Origin of the sequence: Streptomyces xanthophaeus, assembly GCF_000725805.1 — a bacterium.
Taxonomy (GTDB): domain Bacteria; phylum Actinomycetota; class Actinomycetes; order Streptomycetales; family Streptomycetaceae; genus Streptomyces; species Streptomyces xanthophaeus.
On sequence record NZ_KL647132.1, the window covers coordinates 629,686 to 649,454 of the forward strand.

Here is a 19,769-nt window from a genome sequence, read left to right on the forward strand (position 1 = left end):
TGATGCCCCACGCGATCCTGCGCTCGACGGGCTTCCCCTTCGAGCTGGTCGAAAGCCTCCGGCTGCCGGCCTCGGCGGAAGCCGCCGCCACCGCCGTCCGGGCCGAGCACGAACTGCTCGCCCTCGCGGCGGAGGCGGGCTGGGACGCCGACCGGCTCGACGAGACGCGGGCGCGGGCCGAATCGGGGCTGCTGCGCCTGGGCCCCGACGAACGGGACCGGCCCGCATGGGTGGCCGCCGTCACCCGCATGCGTGCCGCCCGCCGGGCTCTGGAGACCGCCGCGGCCGAGGAGGAGGGCCGGGGCCGCGAGGCGCTCGCCGCGCTGGCCCGCGACGCCCGCCTGCGCGAGGCCCTGGCCGTGTCCAATCCGCGCATCCTGGCCGACCTCGACCGCCGCGGTGAGAGCGCCCAGCTGACCCACCAGCTGGCGAGCTTCGTCCAGCGCGTCTGCACCAAGAACGAGACCGTCAGCTTCTTCGGCCCCATCAACTACGCCACCCTCGACGAGAAGGACCCCACCGCCGTCCAGGTGTCGTCCGAAGGCCCCGGCACCCTGCGGGCCCGCCGGGCGCACGCCGCCTCCTGGGTCGTCTCCGCGGTCGTCGAGGCGGTCGCCTTCGACCCGGCCGTCGGCCCGTGGCTCGCCCTGCGGCCCCGCAACCCGGGAGTGGCGCGCCCGCCCGGCGCCCCCGATTCCCCGGGGCACCGCCTGCTCGGGCTGAGCGACGGCCGGCACACCCTCGCGGCCCTCGCCGACCGGCTGGGCGTCACCCCGCAGGAGGCCGTGGCCGAGGCCCGCGCCCTGTGCCGCGCCGGAGTCGCCGTCCACCAGCTCGAACCACCCGCCACCGACCCCGATCCGCTGGCGTTCCTCGTACGGCGCCTTGCCGCGGTCCCCGGCGCGGCCCCGCTCGTGACCCGGCTGACGGAACTGATCTCCCTCCGGGACGGATTCTGCGCCGACGACGCCCAGAACAAGGCCGAACGGCACCGGGTCTTCCTCGACGCCGCCCGCCGCATCGCCCCCGACTGCGCCACCGCCAGTTCCCGCACCGGAGCCTTCTACACCGACCGCATGCCGCTGCGCGAGGAGTGCGCCGGCACCACCGACCTGCGGCTCGGCGGGGCAGCGGTACGGGAGTTGCAGGAACGGGTCGTGCCCGCCCTGGACTTCCTGGCCACCCTCGCCCACCGCCGCCGCGAACTCGCCCGGCGCGGCCTCGCACAGCGCATCGGTGACCGTACGGTGCCCCTGTGGAAGCTCGTCGCCGCCGCGGACGGGCTCGCCCAGCCACCGGACCGGGAACTGCTCGCCGCCGTGCGCGACGCCGTGGCCGACCCGGACGCCCCCGAGGTCGACCTCGCCGCATCCGCCGCCCTGACGGACATGGTGCGCGGCACGCCGCTCGACGAGAGCGGCGCGGTGTGCTCGGTCGACCTCATGATCGCCGCGGACTCCGCCACGGCGTGGGAACGGGGCCGCTACGAGGTGGTCCTCGGCGACGTCCACGACACCTGTCTGCTCACCGACTGGGCCCTCCAGTTCCACCCCGAGGCCGCCCGGATCCGTACCGCCCGGGACGCGGCCATGGCCGGAGCCTTCGGACGGCGCCCCGCGGTCAACATCCTGGCCGGACGCCAGACCGGCATCCCCCCGCTCGAACTGCCCGGCCCCGTCGTCGAACTCGGCGGCCTCTCCGACCGGAGCAACCCCTGGACCGCCGAGCTGCGCGACCTGGTCGTACGGGGCGACGGGCACACCGCGCGGCTGTGGAGCACCCCGCTCGGCGGAGAGGTGACCCTGCACAACGGCGAGCTCGACACCGTCGTCCAGACCGCCTTCGCCCCGCTGCGCCTGCGCGCCCCGGGTCTGAACCTCGGCCCGCACACGCCCCGGCTGCGCTGGGGTCGGGCCGTGGTGCAGCGCGAGAGCTGGACCGTACCGTCGTCGGACCTGGCCGCCCTCGCAGGGGCCGCGCAGCGCTCCACGTCCGAGGCCCTCCTCGCGGTGCGCCGCATCTGGGCCCGCCACCACCTGCCGGACCACGCCTTCGTCCACCTCCCGGGAGTCCGCAAACCGCTGTTCGTCGACTCCGCGAGCCCGGCCCTGACCAGGTCCCTGGCCCGCGCCTGCCGCCGGGCGGCCGACGGGGCGGCCCCGGACGCCCTGGTGCGGGTCAGCGAAATGCTGCCCGGGGCCGACGAGCTGTGGCTGGCCGACGAGGGCGGCCGGCACACCGCCGAGCTGAGGTGCGTCTTCACCCGCGCAGTCGCCGCGGCCGGCGCCGGGGGAGAGGGAACCCGATGACCCACTTGATCGTTCTGCCCCACGGCGACCCCACGCTGCGGTACGAGGCCCCCGGCCACCGCACCGCCGAGCTGCACCGCGCCGCCGTGGACCGGCTCACCTCGGCCCCGCAGCGGCAGTGGCTGCGCGAAGTCCTGCACACCGAGGCCGAAGCCGCGGCCGGTTCCGGGACGGGCGACCTGGCCCTCCTCGAAGCCGCGGACCGGTTCCTGAGCGAGCCCCCGCGGACACCGGACGCGGACGGCACCGACGGCACCGACGGCACCGACGGCACCGGCGGCACCGGCGGCACCGGCGGCACCGGCGGCACCGGCGGCACCGGCGGCACCGGCGGCACCGGCGGCACCGGCGGCAGTGGTGTCGCGGACGTCCCGGACGGTGCGGCCACCTCGCGGCTCCTCGCCGTCGACGTGGTCCTCACCCTGGCCGGCCCCCGGGCGGGCTGGCCGGTCACCCTGCGCCTCGACGACCTGGAGCTGGTCCACGGCACGACGCAGTCCACCGCCGACGTGGCACGCGCCGCAGCCGCGGGCGGTGAACCCTTCGCGCCCGAACTGCGGCAGGCCCGCGCGCTGCTGGACGACGCCCCGGCCGTCCTGTTCGTGGACCGCGACCAGCAACTGCCCTCCCTGTTCGCCCTCGCGGCGCAGGACCCCGCACAACCCCTCTTCCTGGACGGGCCGTTCGCCCGGCGCCACTGGCCGGTCCTGCGCGGGCACCTGCCGCCCGGCAGCGACCTGCGCCGTACGCACGCCCTCGCCCGGGCAGAAGGACGGCAGGAGGCCTGGCTCACGCGCCGCGACGACGGGCCGTGGGCCGACCAGCTGACGGGCGCCGAACTGGCGGCGCTCGCGGAGAGCGCCGCCCCGCCCGCCCGATGCGCCGCCGCGGTGGTGACACTGGCCGCGGCGACCGACGAACACGTCCTCACCGCAGACGGCACCACCCTGTCCGCCCGGCAACTGGCCGCGGCCGTAAGGGAGCTGGCCGGAGTCGGAGTACGCGTCCTCGCCGAACTCTGGCTGGGGGCCCCCGGCGTGGACGAGACGCAGCTGCGCTCCACGGCGGCCTGGCTGGCGGCGGCCGACCTGCCCTGGCGGGTGGCCGGATGCCGTCCCTTCCACCTTCCCGACCGACAAGGCGAGCCGACCTGGGCGGGGCACCCGGTGCCGGTGCGCCCGACACCCCCGGAGCTGGACCTTCCGCGCGGTGCGCTCCTGGACGGGCCGACCCGCGCGGAGCTGCTGCCCGAACTGATCGCCGTCCTCGCCGCGCGCCACACCCCCGTCCCGGGACGGGTCGCGGGCGCCTATCTCGCCGAACCGGCCGTCCCCGGAGCGGAGGACCGGCTGCTCCCCGGCGCCACGGTGGTCACGCTCGGCGCGCACACCGTCCTGGCCGACCTGCGCACACGCCGGACCTACGCCCTGGACCCGCGGCTCGGCGGCAGGCTCGCCCGGCTGCGCCCCGGCGAACCGCTCTCCGCCGTCCTGCCCCCGGGCCGGGCCCTGGAACGGACCGTCGCCCTGCTGTCCTCCATCGGCGTCCTCACGGGAAAGGTGAGCCACGCATGACCGACAACGCCGGCGCCTGGAAGCTGGGACACGTCTTCGTGCTGCGGCACGCCGGGATGCCCTTCGACTGGATCGAGCAGCTCGGCGACGATGCCGTACTCGAACGGGCCTCGGACCGCCTCCTCGTGGCCGAGGCCGAGGTGCGGGCGACGCTCGCGGGCCACCGCGCCACGCGGGTCCGCGCCGTGGAGAGCGCCCTGCGCACCCTCGGCGAACCCCCGGCCGCGCCCCGGGACGCGGCCGGTCGGCCCGACGCCCTCGGCCCCGCCCTGGCAGCCTGGTCCGAGGCCGCCGGAGCGTACCGGCAGGCCTACGAGGACGGCTACGAACGGCTGGCGGCCCGTCTGCACGCCCTGGCGGCCGAGCCCCGCATCCGGGAGGCGGTGTCCGTCTCCAACCCCGACATGTACCGCAACGTCTGGCAGCGCTACACCGACCGGCCCGCCGGGCCCCGCAACTCGGCCGCGCGCCGCGTGCACCGGCAGGTGTACACCTACCTGCAACGGCTGTGCGGCAAGAACGAGACGACCAGCTTCTTCGGACCGATCGGCTACGGCACGCTCGACGAAGGGAGTACCGAGGGGTGCGTGCTGCACCGCGGAGGCAGCACGCGCCGCCTGGTGTTCTTCTCGTATTGGGCCGTCACCGCCCTGGCGGCCGCCCTGCGCCGCGACCGCCGCCTGCTGCCCGTACTGCCCCTCACGGTGCTCGACCGCGACGGTCTGCGCGGCCTCGCGGCGGCGTCCGACGGCTCTGCCGGGGCCGAGGTGCGCACCGCGCTGCTGCGGCATGCGGAACCGGTGCCGGTGGGCCGGATCGCCGGTGAACTCGGCCTGCCGGCGACGGATGTGGTCTCCGCCCTGCGGGCAGCCCTGCGGGCCAACACCGTGGAGCTCGGCCCGAGTTACCGGGGCGACCGGCACGACGCCTTCGACCGGCTGCACCGTGCCGTCTCCGCCCTGGCCGGTGACGGGGATCCGCACGCCCTGCGTCGGCTGGAGGAGCTGGACGGACTGGCCCGGCTGCGCGACGACCTGGCCGAGGCCCCCTTCCCGGAGCGCATGGAGTCGTTCCGCGCGCTGGAGGAGGCCTTCACCCGGATCACCGGCACGCCCGCACGCCGCGACGGCGGCATCTACACCGACCGCTTCGTCGTGTACGAGGAGTCCTCGTCCCCGTTCTCGGTCGAACTCGGGGCGACCGCAGCCGCCCGCCTGACCGCCGCGGTGCAGGAGGCCCTCGACTTCTCCGCCGACTACGGGGCCCTCGTCCGCCGCGGCCACCAGGAGCAACTCCTGCGCCGCTGGCCGGAGGAGGACACTCTGTCCTTCCCCGCCTACGGCGAGGCCATGCACCCGGGCACCGGACTGGGCAGCGCCTTCGATCCCCACCCGCCGCTGAAGGCGGACCCCGCCGCCCTGTCCGATCCGCGGACCCGGGCCGCGGCCGTCCCTCCCGCTCCGGCCGGACCCGCGTACGCGCTGCCCGACATCTGCCTCGCGGCACCCGACGTACAGGACATCGGCGCGGGCCGGTTCACCGTGGTGGTCTCCCGGGTGCACCACCACCTGCTCCTGGAGAGCTGGCTGTCGGCGGCCCACCCCGAGCCCGCGCGCTTCGCGGCGGACGCCGCCGCCTGGGTGGCCGAGCACGGCCGGGCCACCGGGCTGGTGGGCCTCGACGTGAGCCGCCGCAACAAGGGCTACTACGTCTTCCCCGGCGACCGCATGGCCCTGCGCCCCCTGCGCGCGGACGACGTGAGCGGCCACCCCGCCCCGCCGTCCCGCGCGGACGCGTACCGGGTCCGCCGCGACGGCGACCGCATCCTGCTCGAGGACGCCGAGGGCCGCGAGCGCTGCCTGTACCTGCCGCTGGCCGACCTCACGGTGTACCCGCCGCTGGCCGTCCTCTCCGCACCGCAGGCCGTCCACGCCCGCATCGAGCCGGACGGCACGGACCGGATGCCCGCCGTCCCGCTCGGCGGAGCCGTGTACCAACGCCAGAGGTGGTTCGTCCCCATGCCGGACCTCGGGGCCCTCACCCCTCCCGCGCGCCACCTGGAGCTGCGCCGGCTGGCCGCCGGGCGCGGCATGCCGCGATTCGTGTACGTCCGCTCGGAAAGCCGCCGCAAGCCCTACCTGCTCGACACCCGCTCGCCCTTCGCCGCCGAGCTCCTGGCCCACGTGACCGACACCGGAGAGCGGGTCCAGTACGAGGAGATGTCACCCGGCCCCGGCGAACTGTGGCTGAGGGACGAGGAAGGGCGCCGCTACACCTGCGAGCTGCGCATGCAGGCCACCAGGGGGCCACGGCCGCCCGCCGCCGGGACAGGAGCCGACGCCGCATGAACGACCTGGAGATACTGCCCCTGTTCGTGCTGCGGGGCGCCGGCTTCCCCGTCACGGACGCCCTGCTGCCCGCCGCCGGGACCGCGCACGCCGACATCGCCCGGGCACGGTCGCTGCTGACCCGGCTCGACGCCCTCCACCCCGCCCTGCTCAGCCTCCTGGCGGACCAGCCGCTGGAGCGCCCCGAACGCCGACGGCTGCGCCGCAGGCTGGCATCGCGCGCCGCAGTGGACCCCGCCCTGCCGCCCGGCACTCCCGCTGCTGCCGTGGTGGCCCGCTGGAACGCACTCGTCGCCGAACGCGACGAGGCACGGGCGCGCGCCGCCCGCAGCTGCACGGCGGAGCTCGACGCGGCACAGGAGTACCTGCGTGCCTGGCACGCGCGTCCGCGCGCCGCCGAGGCCGTCTGGTTCTCCAGCCACAGCGCGGCCTCGGGCCTGGAGGCGTACGCCCGCGGCACCCAACTGTCCGGGACCACGCGCAGGGTCGCCCTGCGCTACCTCCAGAGGCTCGCCACCAAGAACGAGACCACGTCCTTCTTCGGGCCCTTCCAGTACGGCGAGGTGCCCGCCCAGGACACCGCACCCGGGCCCGCTCCGGGTGCGCCGATGCTCGTCTTCGACCCCGCGTCCCCGCGGCACGGCGCGCACACCACCTTCCTCGCCCGCTACGTGGTGGAGGGCCTCGCCCAGCGCATCGGCCAGGAGTGCGCCGGATCGGATCGCACCCCGCTGAGTCTCCACCCCCTCGCGCGGGTCCACGACCGGGGGCTGCGGGTCGCGGACCGGGACATCGCCCTCCCCGCCCCGCTGCTCCGGGTCCTGCGCACCGGCCCGGTGGTCCCCGCCGACCTGCCCCCCTCCCTGCGCAGCGCCGTCTCCAAGCTGGCCCGGGCCGGTCTGCTCCGGCCCCGGCTCGCTCCCGCGTCGACCTCGCTGACGGAACAGGCCGACCTGCGCGCGGCCGTCGCCGGGCTGCGCGCGGCCGCCCCCGAGCCGGTGACGGCCTGGCTGGAGCGGCTCGACACCATCGAGGAGTCCGTCGAGCGGGTACGGAGCTCCGGCTGGCCCGAACGACGCACGGAGGCCGCCGGACTCGCCGCCCTTCTCGACGGGTACGGCCTGGGGGCCGCCGACCGGCCGACGGGATCCCTCTACGCCGACCGGCAGCCGGTCTACGAGGAATGCGTCGGCGGACTGCGCGGACTCGGCCTGGACCGGCGGGCCCTGGCCCCGTCCCAGGACGCCCTGCACACCGTGCTGCGCGTGCACGCCGCTTACGCCGCCCGGGTCCGCGAGGACGCCGCGAGCTGGCTGCGCCTGCACTGGGAGAAGACCGGGCTGCCCGCGCGGACCGGCCTGTACGACCTGCTGGAGGGCCTCCAGCAGTACCCGCAGCCGGACTACCGCGACGGCAGTCCCGCCGCCGACGCCCTGTGGGAGCGCCTGGACGCCGTCGCCCCGGCGGGCAGTTGCCGGGTGGAGGTCACGGCCCGGCAGCTGGCGGCCGTCTTCGCCGACGTGCTGCCCGACGAGCCGTTCGTCTGCTCGCCCGACCTGATGGTCCGCCGGAACCCGGCCGGTACCGACCAGCTCGTCGTCGGGGAGATCCACCACGGCATCCAGCCGTGGTCCTGGCTCGCCCGGGCCCTTCCCGAGGAGCGCCGCCAAGCACTGCGGCGGACCGTCGGGACCTGGGCCGCGGAACTCGCCCGCCACCAGGCCGGCGAGGACGCCGTCCCCGTCACCCTGGTCGAACCCCGGTTCACCGGGAAGACCTTCACCCTGGAGTACCCGGGACTCGCCCTGGAACGCATGGGCCGCTCCGCACTGCCCGGGGACCAGGTCCTGGGCCTGCACGACGTGATCGTCGACCGTGACCCGCTCGCGCTGCGCACCACGGACGGCGTGCCGCTCGCCCTGATGCCGACCAGCCCCGTCGGCCCGCTCTCCCGGGCGCTGGGCGGCCTCGCCCTGTGGGGGCCGCGGACGCCACCGCTGCGCGAACACCGCCCGCGGGTCACCGTGGGCGGGGTGGTGTGGTTCCGCGAGACCTGGCGCCTGGGCCCGGACGCCTTGGCCGGCCTGACCGCCGCGCGCACCCCGGAGGCCGCCCTGACCGAGGCCCACCGGCTGCGCGACCACCTCGGCATGCCCCGGTTCGTGTACGTCAAGCCGGACGGCGAACCCAAACCCGTCTTCGTCGACCTGGAGTCCGTGGCCTACTGCGACATGCTCGCGCGGCTCGCGGCCGGCTCGGCCGGCGCCGTCGTCAGCGAGATGCTGCCCGGCCCGGACGAACAGGTCCTGCACTGTGCGGAAGGAACCTTCACAAGTGAACTGCGTACGGCCGTGCTGGTGAGGAACCCGTCATGAACGTCGACCTGTCGCCGGTGGCGATCCTGCGCAGTGCGGGCGTACCCGCCTCCGTCATGGACCGGCTGATCGAACCCGAGCTCTGCGCGCTGCTGGACACCGCGACCGACGGCGCCGCACTGGACCACGCGCGGAGCGCCGTCGCCCACGCCGACCGTGAACTCGCCGCCCTCTGCCACGATCCGGTGATCCGCGACGCCGCGGCGGTCGCCAACGCCGACATCCACGACAACGCCCTGGTCCCCTTCGCCGAGGGCGCCGTGCGCCGCCGCCGCAAACGCGCCCGCTCGGTGGTCGCCCTCCTGCAACGGCTGGCGACGAAGAACGACACCGCGGGCGGATACGGCCCCATGGACCTGGTCCGGTTCGGCGGGGTGGCCGACCTGGCCCAGCCCCCGGCCACCAGCGGGGTCTGTGCCGAACGGGCCGGGCTGGTCAGCTGGTGGGTGGTGGACCTGCTGGCCGCGGCGATCCGCAGCGATCCCGCCGTGGCCCCGCTGCTGCCCCACCGGCTCGCCTCCGGCGTCGGCCGTGACGGTGACCACCTGCTGGTCGGCGACCGGCGCATCCGGATCAGCGCCCAGGAGCGCGCCGGGCTGGCGTCGCCGCCCGCCGCCGAGGGAGGCGACGCATTGCCCCGGCTGCGCCGCGCCGGGCTCGTCGGCCCCGACCTGCCGGTGCCGGCCGCGCACACCGATCCGCTGGCCGCCGTGATCGGGTCGCTCGCCGCGGCCGGCGGGGCGGGAGCCGTCTGGGCGGAGCGCCTCACCGAGCTGCGGGAGCTGGCCCAGCGGACCGCCGACGCACCCGCCGCGGCTCAGCGCGACCTGGCGGCCGAGATCCGCCGCCGGGTCGAGAACATCACCGGAGCCCTGCCGGAGCGTCCCCGGGGCCGCTTCTACAGCGACCGCGACGTCCTCTACCAGGAGGGCCGCGGGGCCGCGGGCGAGTACGGCATCGGGGGCGACCTGCTCGACCGGCTGCGCGACGGGCTGGACCCGGTGTGCCGGCTCGCCGCCGTCCACGGCCACCAGCGGTTCCTCGACGCGTCCGCCGTGCTGCGGGAACGCACGGGCGAGGGCCCGCTACGACTCCTCGACGCCATGCGCCACATCGGGGAACTCGGAGACCTCGCGGGGGCCGCCGACGGGGGCAGCGCCGGGCGCCTGCGCGAGGAGCTCGGGAAGCTGTGGCCCGAGGAGGGCGGGGACCTCGACCCCGGCCGCCTCGCCGAACTCCTCGACAAGTGGCCGGCGTCCGAGCTGTCCCTGCTCTCCCCGGACCTGATGCTCGCCTCCGGCGCCGACGGGTCCGTCCACGACGCCCGGCTGGTCCTCGGCGAACTGCACAGCAACCTGCAGACCTTCGGCCTCTTCGAGCACTTCTGGCCCGACAGCGGCATGCGCGATTGGTTCACCGGGTCCGGCGACCTCGCCGACCGGCTGGTGCAGTTCACCGCCCCCAGGTCGCAGGGCAAGGCCTTCCTCGCGGAGCTCCCCACCCGCTCCATCGAGGTCTCGGCGGCCTCCGCCCGGCCCTCCGCCGTGGACTTCGCAGACGTCACCGTCCAGTGGAGGGGAGGCGTCCCCCTGTTGGTCCTGCCGGACGGCGAGCAGCGCACCCTGGTGCCCGGCGACCCGTCCAACCCCCTCTACCTGGCGCTCTCCCCGCACACGGGGCTGATGCCGTCACTGCGTTCCGGGCCCCGCGTCCCCGAGCTGTCGGCCGGCGGGGTGGTCCTGCAGCGCGAACAGCGCAGACTGCCCCGACCCGCCCTCGGAAAGGACCTCGACGAACGCTTCGTCACGATGCGCCGCTGGCGGGCGGCACATGCCCTGCCCGAACGCGTCTTCGTACGGGTCGCCGGCCAGCCCAAACCGTTCTACGTCGACTTCCGCAACCCGCTGTTGGTGGACCTGCTGGCGCACTGGACCGCCCCCGGCGACGAACTGCTGCTCAGCCCGATGCTGCCCGGCCCCGACCAGCTGTGGCTGGAACGCGGAACCGACCGGTTCTGCGCCGAACTGCGGATATCGGCCGTGGTCAGGAGGAACCCGTGAACCCGAGCGCCGACACCCCGCCCGGGGTGGTGGTCCCCGCGGGCCGCCTCAGCGCCCGCCTGCACCCCGACCTGCAACTGCGCAGCAGCGGCTTCCCCGCCGCACGGCTGCTCCCGCGGCCGGGACCGCAGGCGGCCGCCGCGACGCACGCCGTCCGCGCCGCCGAGCAGGACCTGACGGCCCGGCAGGACGCCTTCCGCGAGCGGGTGTTCCCGGCGCTGAAAGAGGCCTTCCCCGGTCTGGAACGCGCCCAGCGCACCGCGGTCGTCCGATCCTCCCGGATCGTGGCCCACGGCCGGCCGCTCCCCGAGGGAACGGCGGCCCTGTTCGCCACGCTGGGCCACGCCCCCTGGGCCCGGGGCTGGGAGGAATCCGTGGGCCGGCTCGCCGACACCGTGCGGGCGGCCCAGCACTCCTACCTGGAAACGGCCGAGGAGGTGTACTCCCAGGTCCGCACCCGCGTCGCGGAACCCCGGGTGCACCAGGCGATCGCCCAGTCCAGCGGCGGCTTCGCCGAGCGCCTGTTCCGCCCCGACGGCCCCGTCCTGGACCCGCGCCGGCTCCGCGGCAAGGACCGCGGGGACCTGATGACCGCCCACCGCTACCTCCGCCGCTTCGCGGCCCGCTGCGAGACGGTCTCCTACTTCGGTCCGTCCTGCTTCGCCGCGCTGGACCCCGCCGCACCCGACGCCGTCAGCTACGGGCCGCCGCGGCCCGAGCGGACGTCCGTGGACGCCAGCGCCTGGCTGCTGCGGGACCTGGCCGCCCGCCACGCCCCGCGCGGCGGCGACCAGCAGGTCAGCCGCGACCCGCTGTGGCGGCGCGAGTCCGACGCCCTCGTCCGCACCGCCGACGGCAGGACCCTGGCGCTCTCCCCGGACGCCGTACGGCTGTGGGACGCGCTCGGCGGAGACTGGACCACCCTGCGCGAACTCGCCCGGACCGCCGGACTCCAGGCCGCCGGGCTCCGCGCCGCCCTGCCCTCCCTCACCCCGGCCCTGCGGCGCGGCCCGCTGGTGCCCTCCACCGAACGGCACGCCTTGCGGGCCCTCGCCGCGGCCCTGCCCGAGGCCCCCGCGGTCCACACCCTGCTGCAGCGGCTGGAGGAGACCGCCGACGCCCCCTGGCCCGAACGGGAGAAGATCCTCGCCGGAGCCGACGCCGAACTGACGGCCGCCGGGCTGGACACGCGCCGCAACGCCGGAGAGCACTACGGCGACCGGTCCTTCTGGCACGAGGAGCGATCCGGCCCCCACAGCGAAGGCGTCCGCTTCGGCGCACCCACCGTCGACGCACTCACCCGGGCCGTCGGTCCCCTTCTCGAACCGCTCTACCTGGCCGCCCTCCTGTCCCGGGCCGACGCCCGCGCCGAAGTCCGCCGCGCCTTCGGCGGCCGCCCCGTACCCCTCGCCCGGGCCGCGACCGCCGACCTGCCCGGCGACCGCCCCCGGTACGAGGCGCTGCGCGCGGCCCTCATCGCCCTCGTACGGGCAACCCCCGCGGGCCCCGACGGCGCGGTCCGGCTGACGTCGCAGCAGGTGGACGCCGTGTGCGCGCCCTTCTGGGCCACGCTGACGGCCCCCGACACCATCCCCTCCGCAGCCCTGCCCGGACTGGACCTGCTGGCCGCGGGCCCCTCCCCGGCCGAGGCCGTCTGGGTGCTGGGCGAGGTCCACGACGACTCCAGCTCGATCGTCGGAGGCTCCTCGACCCGCGTCCACTGCGACCCCGAGGGCCTCTACGCGGACTTCTGCGCCGCGGTGGCCCGCCTCGCCGACCCGCACACCATGGCCGGCGTGGTCTCCCGGCGCCGCAGCATGCACATCACCCCGGAACTGCCCGGTCTGGCGATCGAACTCAGCGGCCTCAGCACCAAACCCCGCACGTCGGTGGTCCCCGTCGCCGACGTCACCGTGAGCGCGGACGGCTCGGCCGTCGACACCGCGGCCGGACGCCGCTGGCTCTACCCCGGGGACCTGGCCAGCACCCTGCACCGCGCCGTCGCGCTGCCCGCCGTCGTACCGATCGACCTCACCGGCCCGGACGGGTCCCCCCGCGTGCTCATCGACGGCGTCGTGGTGGAACGGGCCAGCTGGAAGCTGCCCGCGCCGGGCGCCTCCGGACCCGGGTACCCGCACTGGAGCGCCTGGCAACGGCTGCGGGCCGAACGCGGGCTGCCCCGCAGGGTCTTCGTCCGCCACCAGGCCGAGACCAAACCCGTCTTCGTGGACCTGGACGACCCCGTCGCCGTCGACGACCTCGCCCGCCTCGGCCCGGGGGAACTGCGCCTGTCCGAATGCCTTCCCGGCCCCGACGACCTGTGGTGGAACCCGGACGGCGGCCACCAGGTCGCCGAACTGCGCATCGCCTGCCTGATCGACCACACCACCGCTGAAGGAGCCGCCTCGTGACCGGGGCCTGGCGGGCCATGCCCGTAGCCGTCGTACGCCCGGCAGGATTCCCCCTCGACCTCCTCGACCCGCTGGCCGATGCGCGCCTGCCGCAGCTCGTCGACGCCGTACGGGAGTCACGCGCCCAACTGGACCGGGCGGCACAGGACTTCGAAGCGGTCAGCCGCAAGGCCCACCGCCCGCAGGACGCCGACGGGGTACGGGCCGCCCGAGCTGCCTACCGGGCCGTCCAGCGCCGCAAGCCGCTCCCCGGCGTGCTGTGGTTCGAGGACCCCGTCGGCGGCCACACCGACGCACAGGCCTTCGCCCACTGGTGGACCTCCACCTGCACGGCCCGGGACACCGCCTTGGACGAGCTGGCCGGCCGGTACACCGCCGCGCTGGGCACCGCGCGCGAGCACCTCGGCTCCGTACTGCGCGACCCGCGAGTGCGCGAAGCCCTGGTCCTGCTCACCCCCGAGATCCTGGACACCACGGTCGCGGCCCTGCTCAAGCGGCCCCCCGGCGGCCCCGCCCCCAACCAGAACGAACGCAAGGCGGTCTCCTTCCTGCAGCGCCTGGCCGCCAAGTGCGAGACCAACGCCTTCGCCGGCCCCATCGCCTACGCCACGCTCGGCGCCCCCGCCGACTGGACCGGCCCGCCCGCCGCCCGCCAGGGCTTCCTCGCCTTCTGGGCGGTCAAGGAACTCCTCGACCAGGCACTCGAACGCCACGCACCGCACACCCTGGACTGGCGGCCCGGCCCGGCCGCCGGAATGCTCCCCGAGCAGTCCCCGGTGCGCCGGGCCGTCACCCGGGCGGCCGCGGGCCGCGCGGGCGAGGTGCCCGCGGCGACCCTGCGCACGCTCCACCGGCGCAACCTGCTGTGGGCGTCCGAACTCCTCGCCCCCACCTCCGAACCGGACGCGCTGGCCCTCCTGCGCACGGCCGCCGAACACCTAGGCGACGACACACTGCGCACCCTCGCGCAGGAGCTGACCCGGACCGCAGCCCTCTTCGCCGAGGCGGACGCCGAAGGCAAGAGCGCCGCCGTCTCCCGCGCCGACGCCGTCCTGACCGAGCAGGGCCTGGACGTGGCGCGCCGGGGCAAGGGGCAGCTGTACGCCGACCGGGTCGTGCTCTACGAGGAGGACCACGCACCGGAGTTCTCCGTACGCTTCGACGAAGAAGCCGTCCGGAACCTGCTCACCCGCCTCGATCCCGTCCTCGACCTGGCGGCCGCGGCCGGCGCCGAGGCCTGGCTGCGGGCGCGCGACGCGTTCACCGCGGCCTGGCACGAGCGGTACGGTCCCGCGGTCACCGAGCTCCGGCTCCCGGAGGTCCTCGCCTGCCTCCCGGTCAGCGCGCCCGTCCCCCTGGACGGGACCGACGTCGCACGGCGCCTGCACGACCTGGTCGCCGCCACCTGGGACGGCACCTCCACCGAGGTGGTCCTGGACCCCTCGGCCGTACGGGCGATCCTTCCCGAGCCGGACGGCGCCCCGGGCCCGATGATCCTGGCCCCGGACCTCCACTTCGACACCTGCGACCGGTCCGCGGTGGAATCGGGCCGGGCCCCCGTCGTGGTGGGCGAGTTCCACTGGGGCCTCCAGGGCCTGGGCAACCTCTGCTGCTTCATCGAGGACCGCGACGCACTGGCACGGGCCACCCGCGACTGGCTGCACGACCCCGCCCCGCAGGCCCCGGAACTCGTCCACGTGGCCACCCACAACCGCTTCGGCAAACTGTGCTACCTCGAACTCCTGCCGCGCACCGTCGAGCTGAGCGGACCCGCCGCCCCCGGCCAGGACCGGCTGCGCGCCGAGGACCTCGTCGTCCGCCCGGACGCGACGGTGACCGACCGGCACACCGGCCGGCGGGTCATGCCGCTCCTCGGCGACGCGGAAGCGGCCACGCAGAGCCCGCTCGGCCCGCCCTCCTGCGGACTGCCGCGCATCGTGCTCGGCCCGCTGACCCCGCGCATCAGCATCGGCGACGTGGTCGTCCAGCGGGCGGCCTGGCGCCTGGACGCGCAGGTGTTCCAGCCGCCCCAAGGGGCCGTGGGCGCCGAACGCTACCGGCACACCGTCGACGCGCTGCGCGCCCTGGGGGTACCCCGCCGCGTCTACGCCGCCGTCCAGGGCGAACGCAAACCCGTCCACGTCGACCTCGCCAGCCCGCACCTGGTCGAACTGCTCGTCGCCGAGTCCAGGGAGCGGCCGGTGCGCCTCACCGAGATGCTGCCCGCTCCCGACCGCACCTGGCAGCGCAGCGACCTCGGCCGGCACGTCTGCGAGATCCGATTCTCCGTACGGCGCCGGACCTCCCCCCGCACGAACCTCACCTCCGGAGTAAAGAACTGATGAATCGTCAGCCAGTGGTGCTCGGCCTCGGCGGCAGCACGCGCAAGGGCTCCTGGGCCGAACTCCTCCTGCGCAAGGCCCTGCTGACCGCACGGGACGCCGGCATGAAGCCCCAGATGTACTCCCTCGGCAGCAAGGACCTCCCCGTCTTCCGGGACTCCCACCTGACCGACCCGCCGCCCGAGGTGGCGGAACTCCTCGCCAAGGTCCGGCAGGCCGACGCCGTCGTCTTCTCCTCACCGGTCTACCACGGCACCATCGCCGGAGCCCTCAAGAACGCCGTCGACCACCTCCAGGCCCTGGGGCAGGACGAACAGCCGTGGCTCACCGGCAAGGTCGCCGGCCTGATGGCCGTCGGCGGCACCCCCATCGGCGGCGCCAACGCCATCAGCGCCATGGACCACTTCTGCCGGGCCCTACGGGTGACCACCGTGCCCACGGCCGTCATCGCGGGCCAGGGATTCCTGGCCCAGGACGGCTCGTTCAGCGACGAGACGGTCGGCGCCCGCGTGGCCCGGATGGTGGAGGAGCTCGGCAGCCACGCCCGCATCCTCACGGGCCGGGAAGCCCCCGGCGCATGAGCGCCTACTTCGCGGAGCGCCGCGAGACCCTGCACCTCCTGGACTCCGGCCCGGGACCCGAGTTCACCCGCGGCCGCTACCGCGGCATCGGCTCCTCCCGCGGCGGGGGAGCCCCCGGCCGCGAGACGTGGCGCTACCGGGCGCTGCCGGCCCCCGCCGGGGCGGACCTCGACCTGCCCGCCGCCGTACGCGCCGCGACGGGCGCGCTCGCCGAGCCCTGGCCCGTGACCTACGCGGCCGAGGACCGGCTGCGCGACCTGGCGCAGCGCATCCGGCGCGTGGCGGCGGGCAGGGACGGCAGCCCCGAACTCGTCGTCAGCCTCCGCGACTTCGACCAGCGGGTGGTCGCCGGCCCCGCCGACCGGCTGACCGACGACCACCGGGTGTTCCAGACCGTGAACCTCAGCGCGACCTACCGCGGACCGAACGGCCCGCTCACCCTGCGCAGGGACTCCGCGACGGGCGGCGCCGAGACGGGCGACCTCCGCCCGGAGGACATCGCGGCACGGCTCCTCGACGAACTGGACCGGGCCTGGCACGAGGTGCGCGGCCTGCCCCTGATGACCCTGGACCGCGGCAGGCGCACCGTCCTCCTCTCCCCGGGCGGCTGCGCCCTCTTCTTCCACGAGGTGTGCGGCCACCCGCTCGAGGGCGACGTGGTGGAGAGCGGCACCTCCTACCTCGGCGCCGCACGCGGCAAGGCCGTCTGCCCCGAGTGGGTGACGGTCGTCGACGACCCGGGCGCCCCGAACGCCGTCTTCGGATACCGCTTCGACGACGAGGGGCACCCGGCCACCGCCGTTCCCCTGATCGAGGCGGGCACCGTGAGCGGGGTCCTGCACAGCTCCGCGAGCGCGGCCCAGGCGGGCGAGGCCCCCAACGGCCACGGCCGCCGGATGTCCTACCTGTACCCGGCGGTTCCCCGGCAGGCCCACACCCGCATCCTCGACGGCCCGTTCGCCGCCGACGACGTACGCCGACCGCCCGGGGAGGCCGTCTGGGTGGAGCGCATGCGGGTACGCCACGTCCACCAGGGGAGCGGGGCCTTCAGTTTCCTCGGCCTGGAGGGCCTGCTGCTGCACGACGGCGTTCCGGTGGGACGTCTCACCGACGTCGTCATCAACGGGGACGGGCTCTCGGCGCTCCGCGGCATCTCGGCCGTCGCCGGCGACTCCCGCTCCTTCGTCGGCGGCGGAGGCTGCGGAAAGCTCGACCAGGGCCCCCTCATCGTCGGCTTCGAACAACCGACCGTCCGGATCGACGGACTGGACACGTACGCCCGCCAGGGCGGGCAGGAGCTCAGGTGACGACGACACCGGTTCACGACCGGGACCCGGTGAGGTCCTACCCCCTTTCCTGGACGGCCGTCGACGAGGCCACCGCCGCGGTGGACGCGGCGCCACGCGCCGAGGAAGTGGAACTGTGGGTCCACGACGCCCGCGAGGCGGTGGCCCAGATCGTCCCGTCCACCGGGCGGATCACCGCCGCCGCGGGCGGCGCCTTCGGCGCAGCCTGCCGGGTCTGGGAGGACGGCGCCTTCGGCAGCGCCAGCCGCACCGTGGACGGCGCCGACGACGTCCGGTCGCTGGTCCAGGAGGCCCGCACCACCCTGGGCCGCCGGAACGTCGCCGTCCGCCCGGCTCCCGACCCGGCCGCGGCCCCCGCCCCCGCCCCCGCGTCCAGGCGGATCCCGGCCCCCCTGGACACCGCCGCGGCGGAGCACCTCGTCCGCACGACCGCCGAACGGCTGCGCCTGGCCGGGGCGGACGTCCAGGTGCTGCTGGCCCAGCAGTACCAGTGGACCACCGCCACGGCGACCCTGGGCGGACTGCGGCGGGAGCACCACCACGAGCAGACCCGGGTCGTCGTGCGCTGCGAGACCGCCCACGGAGCCGTCGTGGAAGCGGCCGAAGCTCAGCGGGTCACCGACGACCCGGGAACCGACGCGCTCGTCCACCGCATCGCCACCGCGCTGGACACCCTCGGCTCCCCGGGCCTCCCCGGCCCCGCCGCCGTGCCGCGCGGACTCCCCGTCGTCCTGCGCCCGCAGGTCGCGGCCCCCGTCGTGGCCGGGCTCAGCTGGCTGTTCTCCGGCAGCACCGCCCTCGCCACCCCCGGCCTGGCCCGAGCGGTGGGCAAGCGGCTGTTCCCCTCCTGCCTCCACGTGGACGACGTGCCCCACGCGCACCCGGACGGCCCGCCGATGGTCCACGACGACGAGGGCGTGGCCGCCGGCCCCGTCGTCCTCGCCGACGAGGGACGCCTCACGGCCTTCCTCCACTCCTGGGACACCGCCCACCGGCTCGGGCACACCCCCAACGGCCGCGGCATCCGCATGGGCGTGGGGGCCCAGCCGATGCCCCGGCCCGTCGCCCTGCGGGTCGCGCCCGGACGGGGCGCCATGCCGGAGGACTTCGTCGAGCTCAGCTGCCGCCTGGAGAACCTCGTCACGATGCCCCGCGCGGGACGCATCGAGATGATCGTCGCCGGGTGGGAGGTCCGCGGGGGACGCCGGATCCGCAGGATCGCCCCCTTCGAGTTCCACTGCGACCTGCTGACGTACCTGCGCAAGCTGCGCGGCACCGGCACGGACGCCCAGATCCTGCCCCTGGCCGACGGAGCCCTGACGCCGAGCCTGCACTTCGAGGAGCTGCCGTGACCGCTGTCCATGACGTGCTGGTGATCGGGGCGGGAGTGGTCGGCCTCTCCGTCGCCCGTGAACTGGCCCAGCGCGGGGCCCGCGTCCACGTGGTCGACGGCAGCCCTGATGGCGGCAGCGGATCCCGGGCGGCCGCCGGGGTGGCGATCCCCTCGCTGCGTCTGCTCGCCGATCCGGTCATGCACGCATTCGTGGCGGCGGCACGGACCCGCTTCGACGAGGACGTGCGGACGTTCGAGAAGACGACCCCCGGGATCCGGCGCGGAAAGGGCGTACTGCGCCCGGTCCGCACCGAGGAGGAACGCGAACAGCTGGTCCTCACCACGGCCGCCCGGCCGGAGGAGCTCGGTGAGTGGACCGATGCCGCCGCCCTCGCCGACCTGGAGCCGGTCTTCGCCCGGAGCTCCTTCCTCGGCGCCTTCCGCACCACTGCGGGCCACATGGTCGACACCGCTCTCTACGTCGACGCCCTCGGCTCCGCGGCCCGTGCCGCGGGAGCCACGGTCTCCCTCGGCGAGCAGGTGCTGGGCATCGAGGAGGCGCCGGGCGAGGTCCGCGTCACCACCTCCCGCGGCAGCCTGCGCGCCGACCGGGTGGTCGTGGCGGCGGGCGCCTGGTCGGGCAGCCTCCCCGGACTGCCGCCGCTGCCCGTCCATCCGATGCGCGGTCAGATGATCGAGGTGCGGGACGCGGAGGTCCGCATCGACCACGTCATCTCCGGACGCACCTACCTGTGCCCGTGGCGGGCCGGTTCGCTGTGCACCGGGGCCACCGAGGAGATGGCGGGCTTCGCCGACCACGTCACCACGGCCGGTACCGTCTTCCTGCTGTCCCGGCTGGTCAGGGACTTCCCGCTGCTCGCGGACGCCCGGCCGGTCCGCGCCTGGGCGGGTCTGCGCTCGGCCTCCGGAGACGGCCGGCTGGTGCTGGGCCGCTACCCGGCCACGAACCGCGTGTACGTGTGCTCGGCCCACGCCGGCCAGGGCATCCTCACGGGCCACCACAGCGGCTGGGCCCTCGCCCACCTCCTCGACACCGGCGAGCCCGCCGCACCGGAGGCGTTCTCGCCGGACCGGTTCGACCCTGTCCGGGCCGGCTGACCGGACGGGG

The 19,769-nt window shown here is 75.8% G+C and carries 11 protein-coding genes; all 11 read left to right on the forward strand.

What is annotated here, in order from left to right; genetic code table 11:
- Positions 1-2: 2 nt before the first annotated feature.
- From IO30_RS0132235 to IO30_RS0132285, 11 genes are read left to right on the forward strand one after another with little or no spacing between them, the layout of a single operon-like run.
- A complete protein-coding gene (locus tag IO30_RS0132235; RefSeq protein ID WP_157853417.1) occupies positions 3-2,309 on the forward strand; it encodes a lantibiotic dehydratase in 2,307 nt (768 codons plus the stop codon).
- Positions 2,306-3,883 (forward strand): hypothetical protein, encoded by a 1,578-nt coding sequence (locus tag IO30_RS46515; RefSeq protein WP_031148914.1) that lies wholly within the window; start codon positions 2,306-2,308, stop codon positions 3,881-3,883. Before IO30_RS0132235 ends, IO30_RS46515 begins: the two co-directional genes overlap by 4 nt.
- Positions 3,880-6,231, forward strand: coding sequence for a lantibiotic dehydratase family protein (locus IO30_RS0132245; protein ID WP_051902711.1), 2,352 nt, complete (start codon positions 3,880-3,882; stop codon positions 6,229-6,231). The genes IO30_RS46515 and IO30_RS0132245 overlap by 4 nt, the downstream gene beginning before the upstream one ends.
- Entirely contained in the window at positions 6,228-8,606 is a 2,379-nt protein-coding gene (locus tag IO30_RS0132250; protein WP_031148916.1) for a lantibiotic dehydratase family protein, read from the forward strand. The genes IO30_RS0132245 and IO30_RS0132250 overlap by 4 nt, the downstream gene beginning before the upstream one ends.
- Complete coding sequence (locus IO30_RS0132255) at positions 8,603-10,666, forward strand: lantibiotic dehydratase family protein (protein WP_031148917.1); 2,064 nt, start codon at positions 8,603-8,605, stop codon at positions 10,664-10,666. The genes IO30_RS0132250 and IO30_RS0132255 overlap by 4 nt, the downstream gene beginning before the upstream one ends.
- Entirely contained in the window at positions 10,663-13,077 is a 2,415-nt protein-coding gene (locus IO30_RS0132260; RefSeq protein ID WP_051902713.1) for a hypothetical protein, read from the forward strand. Before IO30_RS0132255 ends, IO30_RS0132260 begins: the two co-directional genes overlap by 4 nt.
- Entirely contained in the window at positions 13,074-15,419 is a 2,346-nt protein-coding gene (locus IO30_RS42350) for a lantibiotic dehydratase family protein (RefSeq protein ID WP_051902714.1), read from the forward strand. The genes IO30_RS0132260 and IO30_RS42350 overlap by 4 nt, the downstream gene beginning before the upstream one ends.
- A complete protein-coding gene (locus IO30_RS42355) occupies positions 15,419-16,000 on the forward strand; it encodes an NADPH-dependent FMN reductase (protein ID WP_078904232.1) in 582 nt (193 codons plus the stop codon). The genes IO30_RS42350 and IO30_RS42355 overlap by 1 nt, the downstream gene beginning before the upstream one ends.
- Positions 15,997-17,307: a TldD/PmbA family protein gene (locus IO30_RS42360; RefSeq protein ID WP_051902716.1), complete on the forward strand. Its 1,311-nt coding sequence runs from the start codon at positions 15,997-15,999 to the stop codon at positions 17,305-17,307. The genes IO30_RS42355 and IO30_RS42360 overlap by 4 nt, the downstream gene beginning before the upstream one ends.
- Complete coding sequence (locus IO30_RS0132280; RefSeq protein WP_051902718.1) at positions 17,304-18,659, forward strand: metallopeptidase TldD-related protein; 1,356 nt, start codon at positions 17,304-17,306, stop codon at positions 18,657-18,659. The genes IO30_RS42360 and IO30_RS0132280 overlap by 4 nt, the downstream gene beginning before the upstream one ends.
- Positions 18,656-19,759 carry an NAD(P)/FAD-dependent oxidoreductase gene (locus IO30_RS0132285; RefSeq protein WP_031148926.1) on the forward strand — a complete coding sequence of 368 codons (1,104 nt, stop codon included), beginning with the start codon at positions 18,656-18,658 and terminating at the stop codon, positions 19,757-19,759. The genes IO30_RS0132280 and IO30_RS0132285 overlap by 4 nt, the downstream gene beginning before the upstream one ends.
- The last annotated feature ends 10 nt before the right edge of the window (positions 19,760-19,769 follow it).

Coding starts and splice junctions, on each gene's coding strand:
- IO30_RS0132245 (WP_051902711.1), top strand. CDS start 3,880: ATGACCGACAACGCCGGCGCCTGGAAGCTGGGACACGTCTTCGTGCTG.
- IO30_RS0132235 (WP_157853417.1), top strand. CDS start 3: ATGCCCCACGCGATCCTGCGCTCGACGGGCTTCCCCTTCGAGCTGGTC.
- IO30_RS42355 (WP_078904232.1), top strand. CDS start 15,419: ATGAATCGTCAGCCAGTGGTGCTCGGCCTCGGCGGCAGCACGCGCAAG.
- IO30_RS0132250 (WP_031148916.1), top strand. CDS start 6,228: ATGAACGACCTGGAGATACTGCCCCTGTTCGTGCTGCGGGGCGCCGGC.
- IO30_RS42360 (WP_051902716.1), top strand. CDS start 15,997: ATGAGCGCCTACTTCGCGGAGCGCCGCGAGACCCTGCACCTCCTGGAC.
- IO30_RS0132255 (WP_031148917.1), top strand. CDS start 8,603: ATGAACGTCGACCTGTCGCCGGTGGCGATCCTGCGCAGTGCGGGCGTA.
- IO30_RS46515 (WP_031148914.1), top strand. CDS start 2,306: ATGACCCACTTGATCGTTCTGCCCCACGGCGACCCCACGCTGCGGTAC.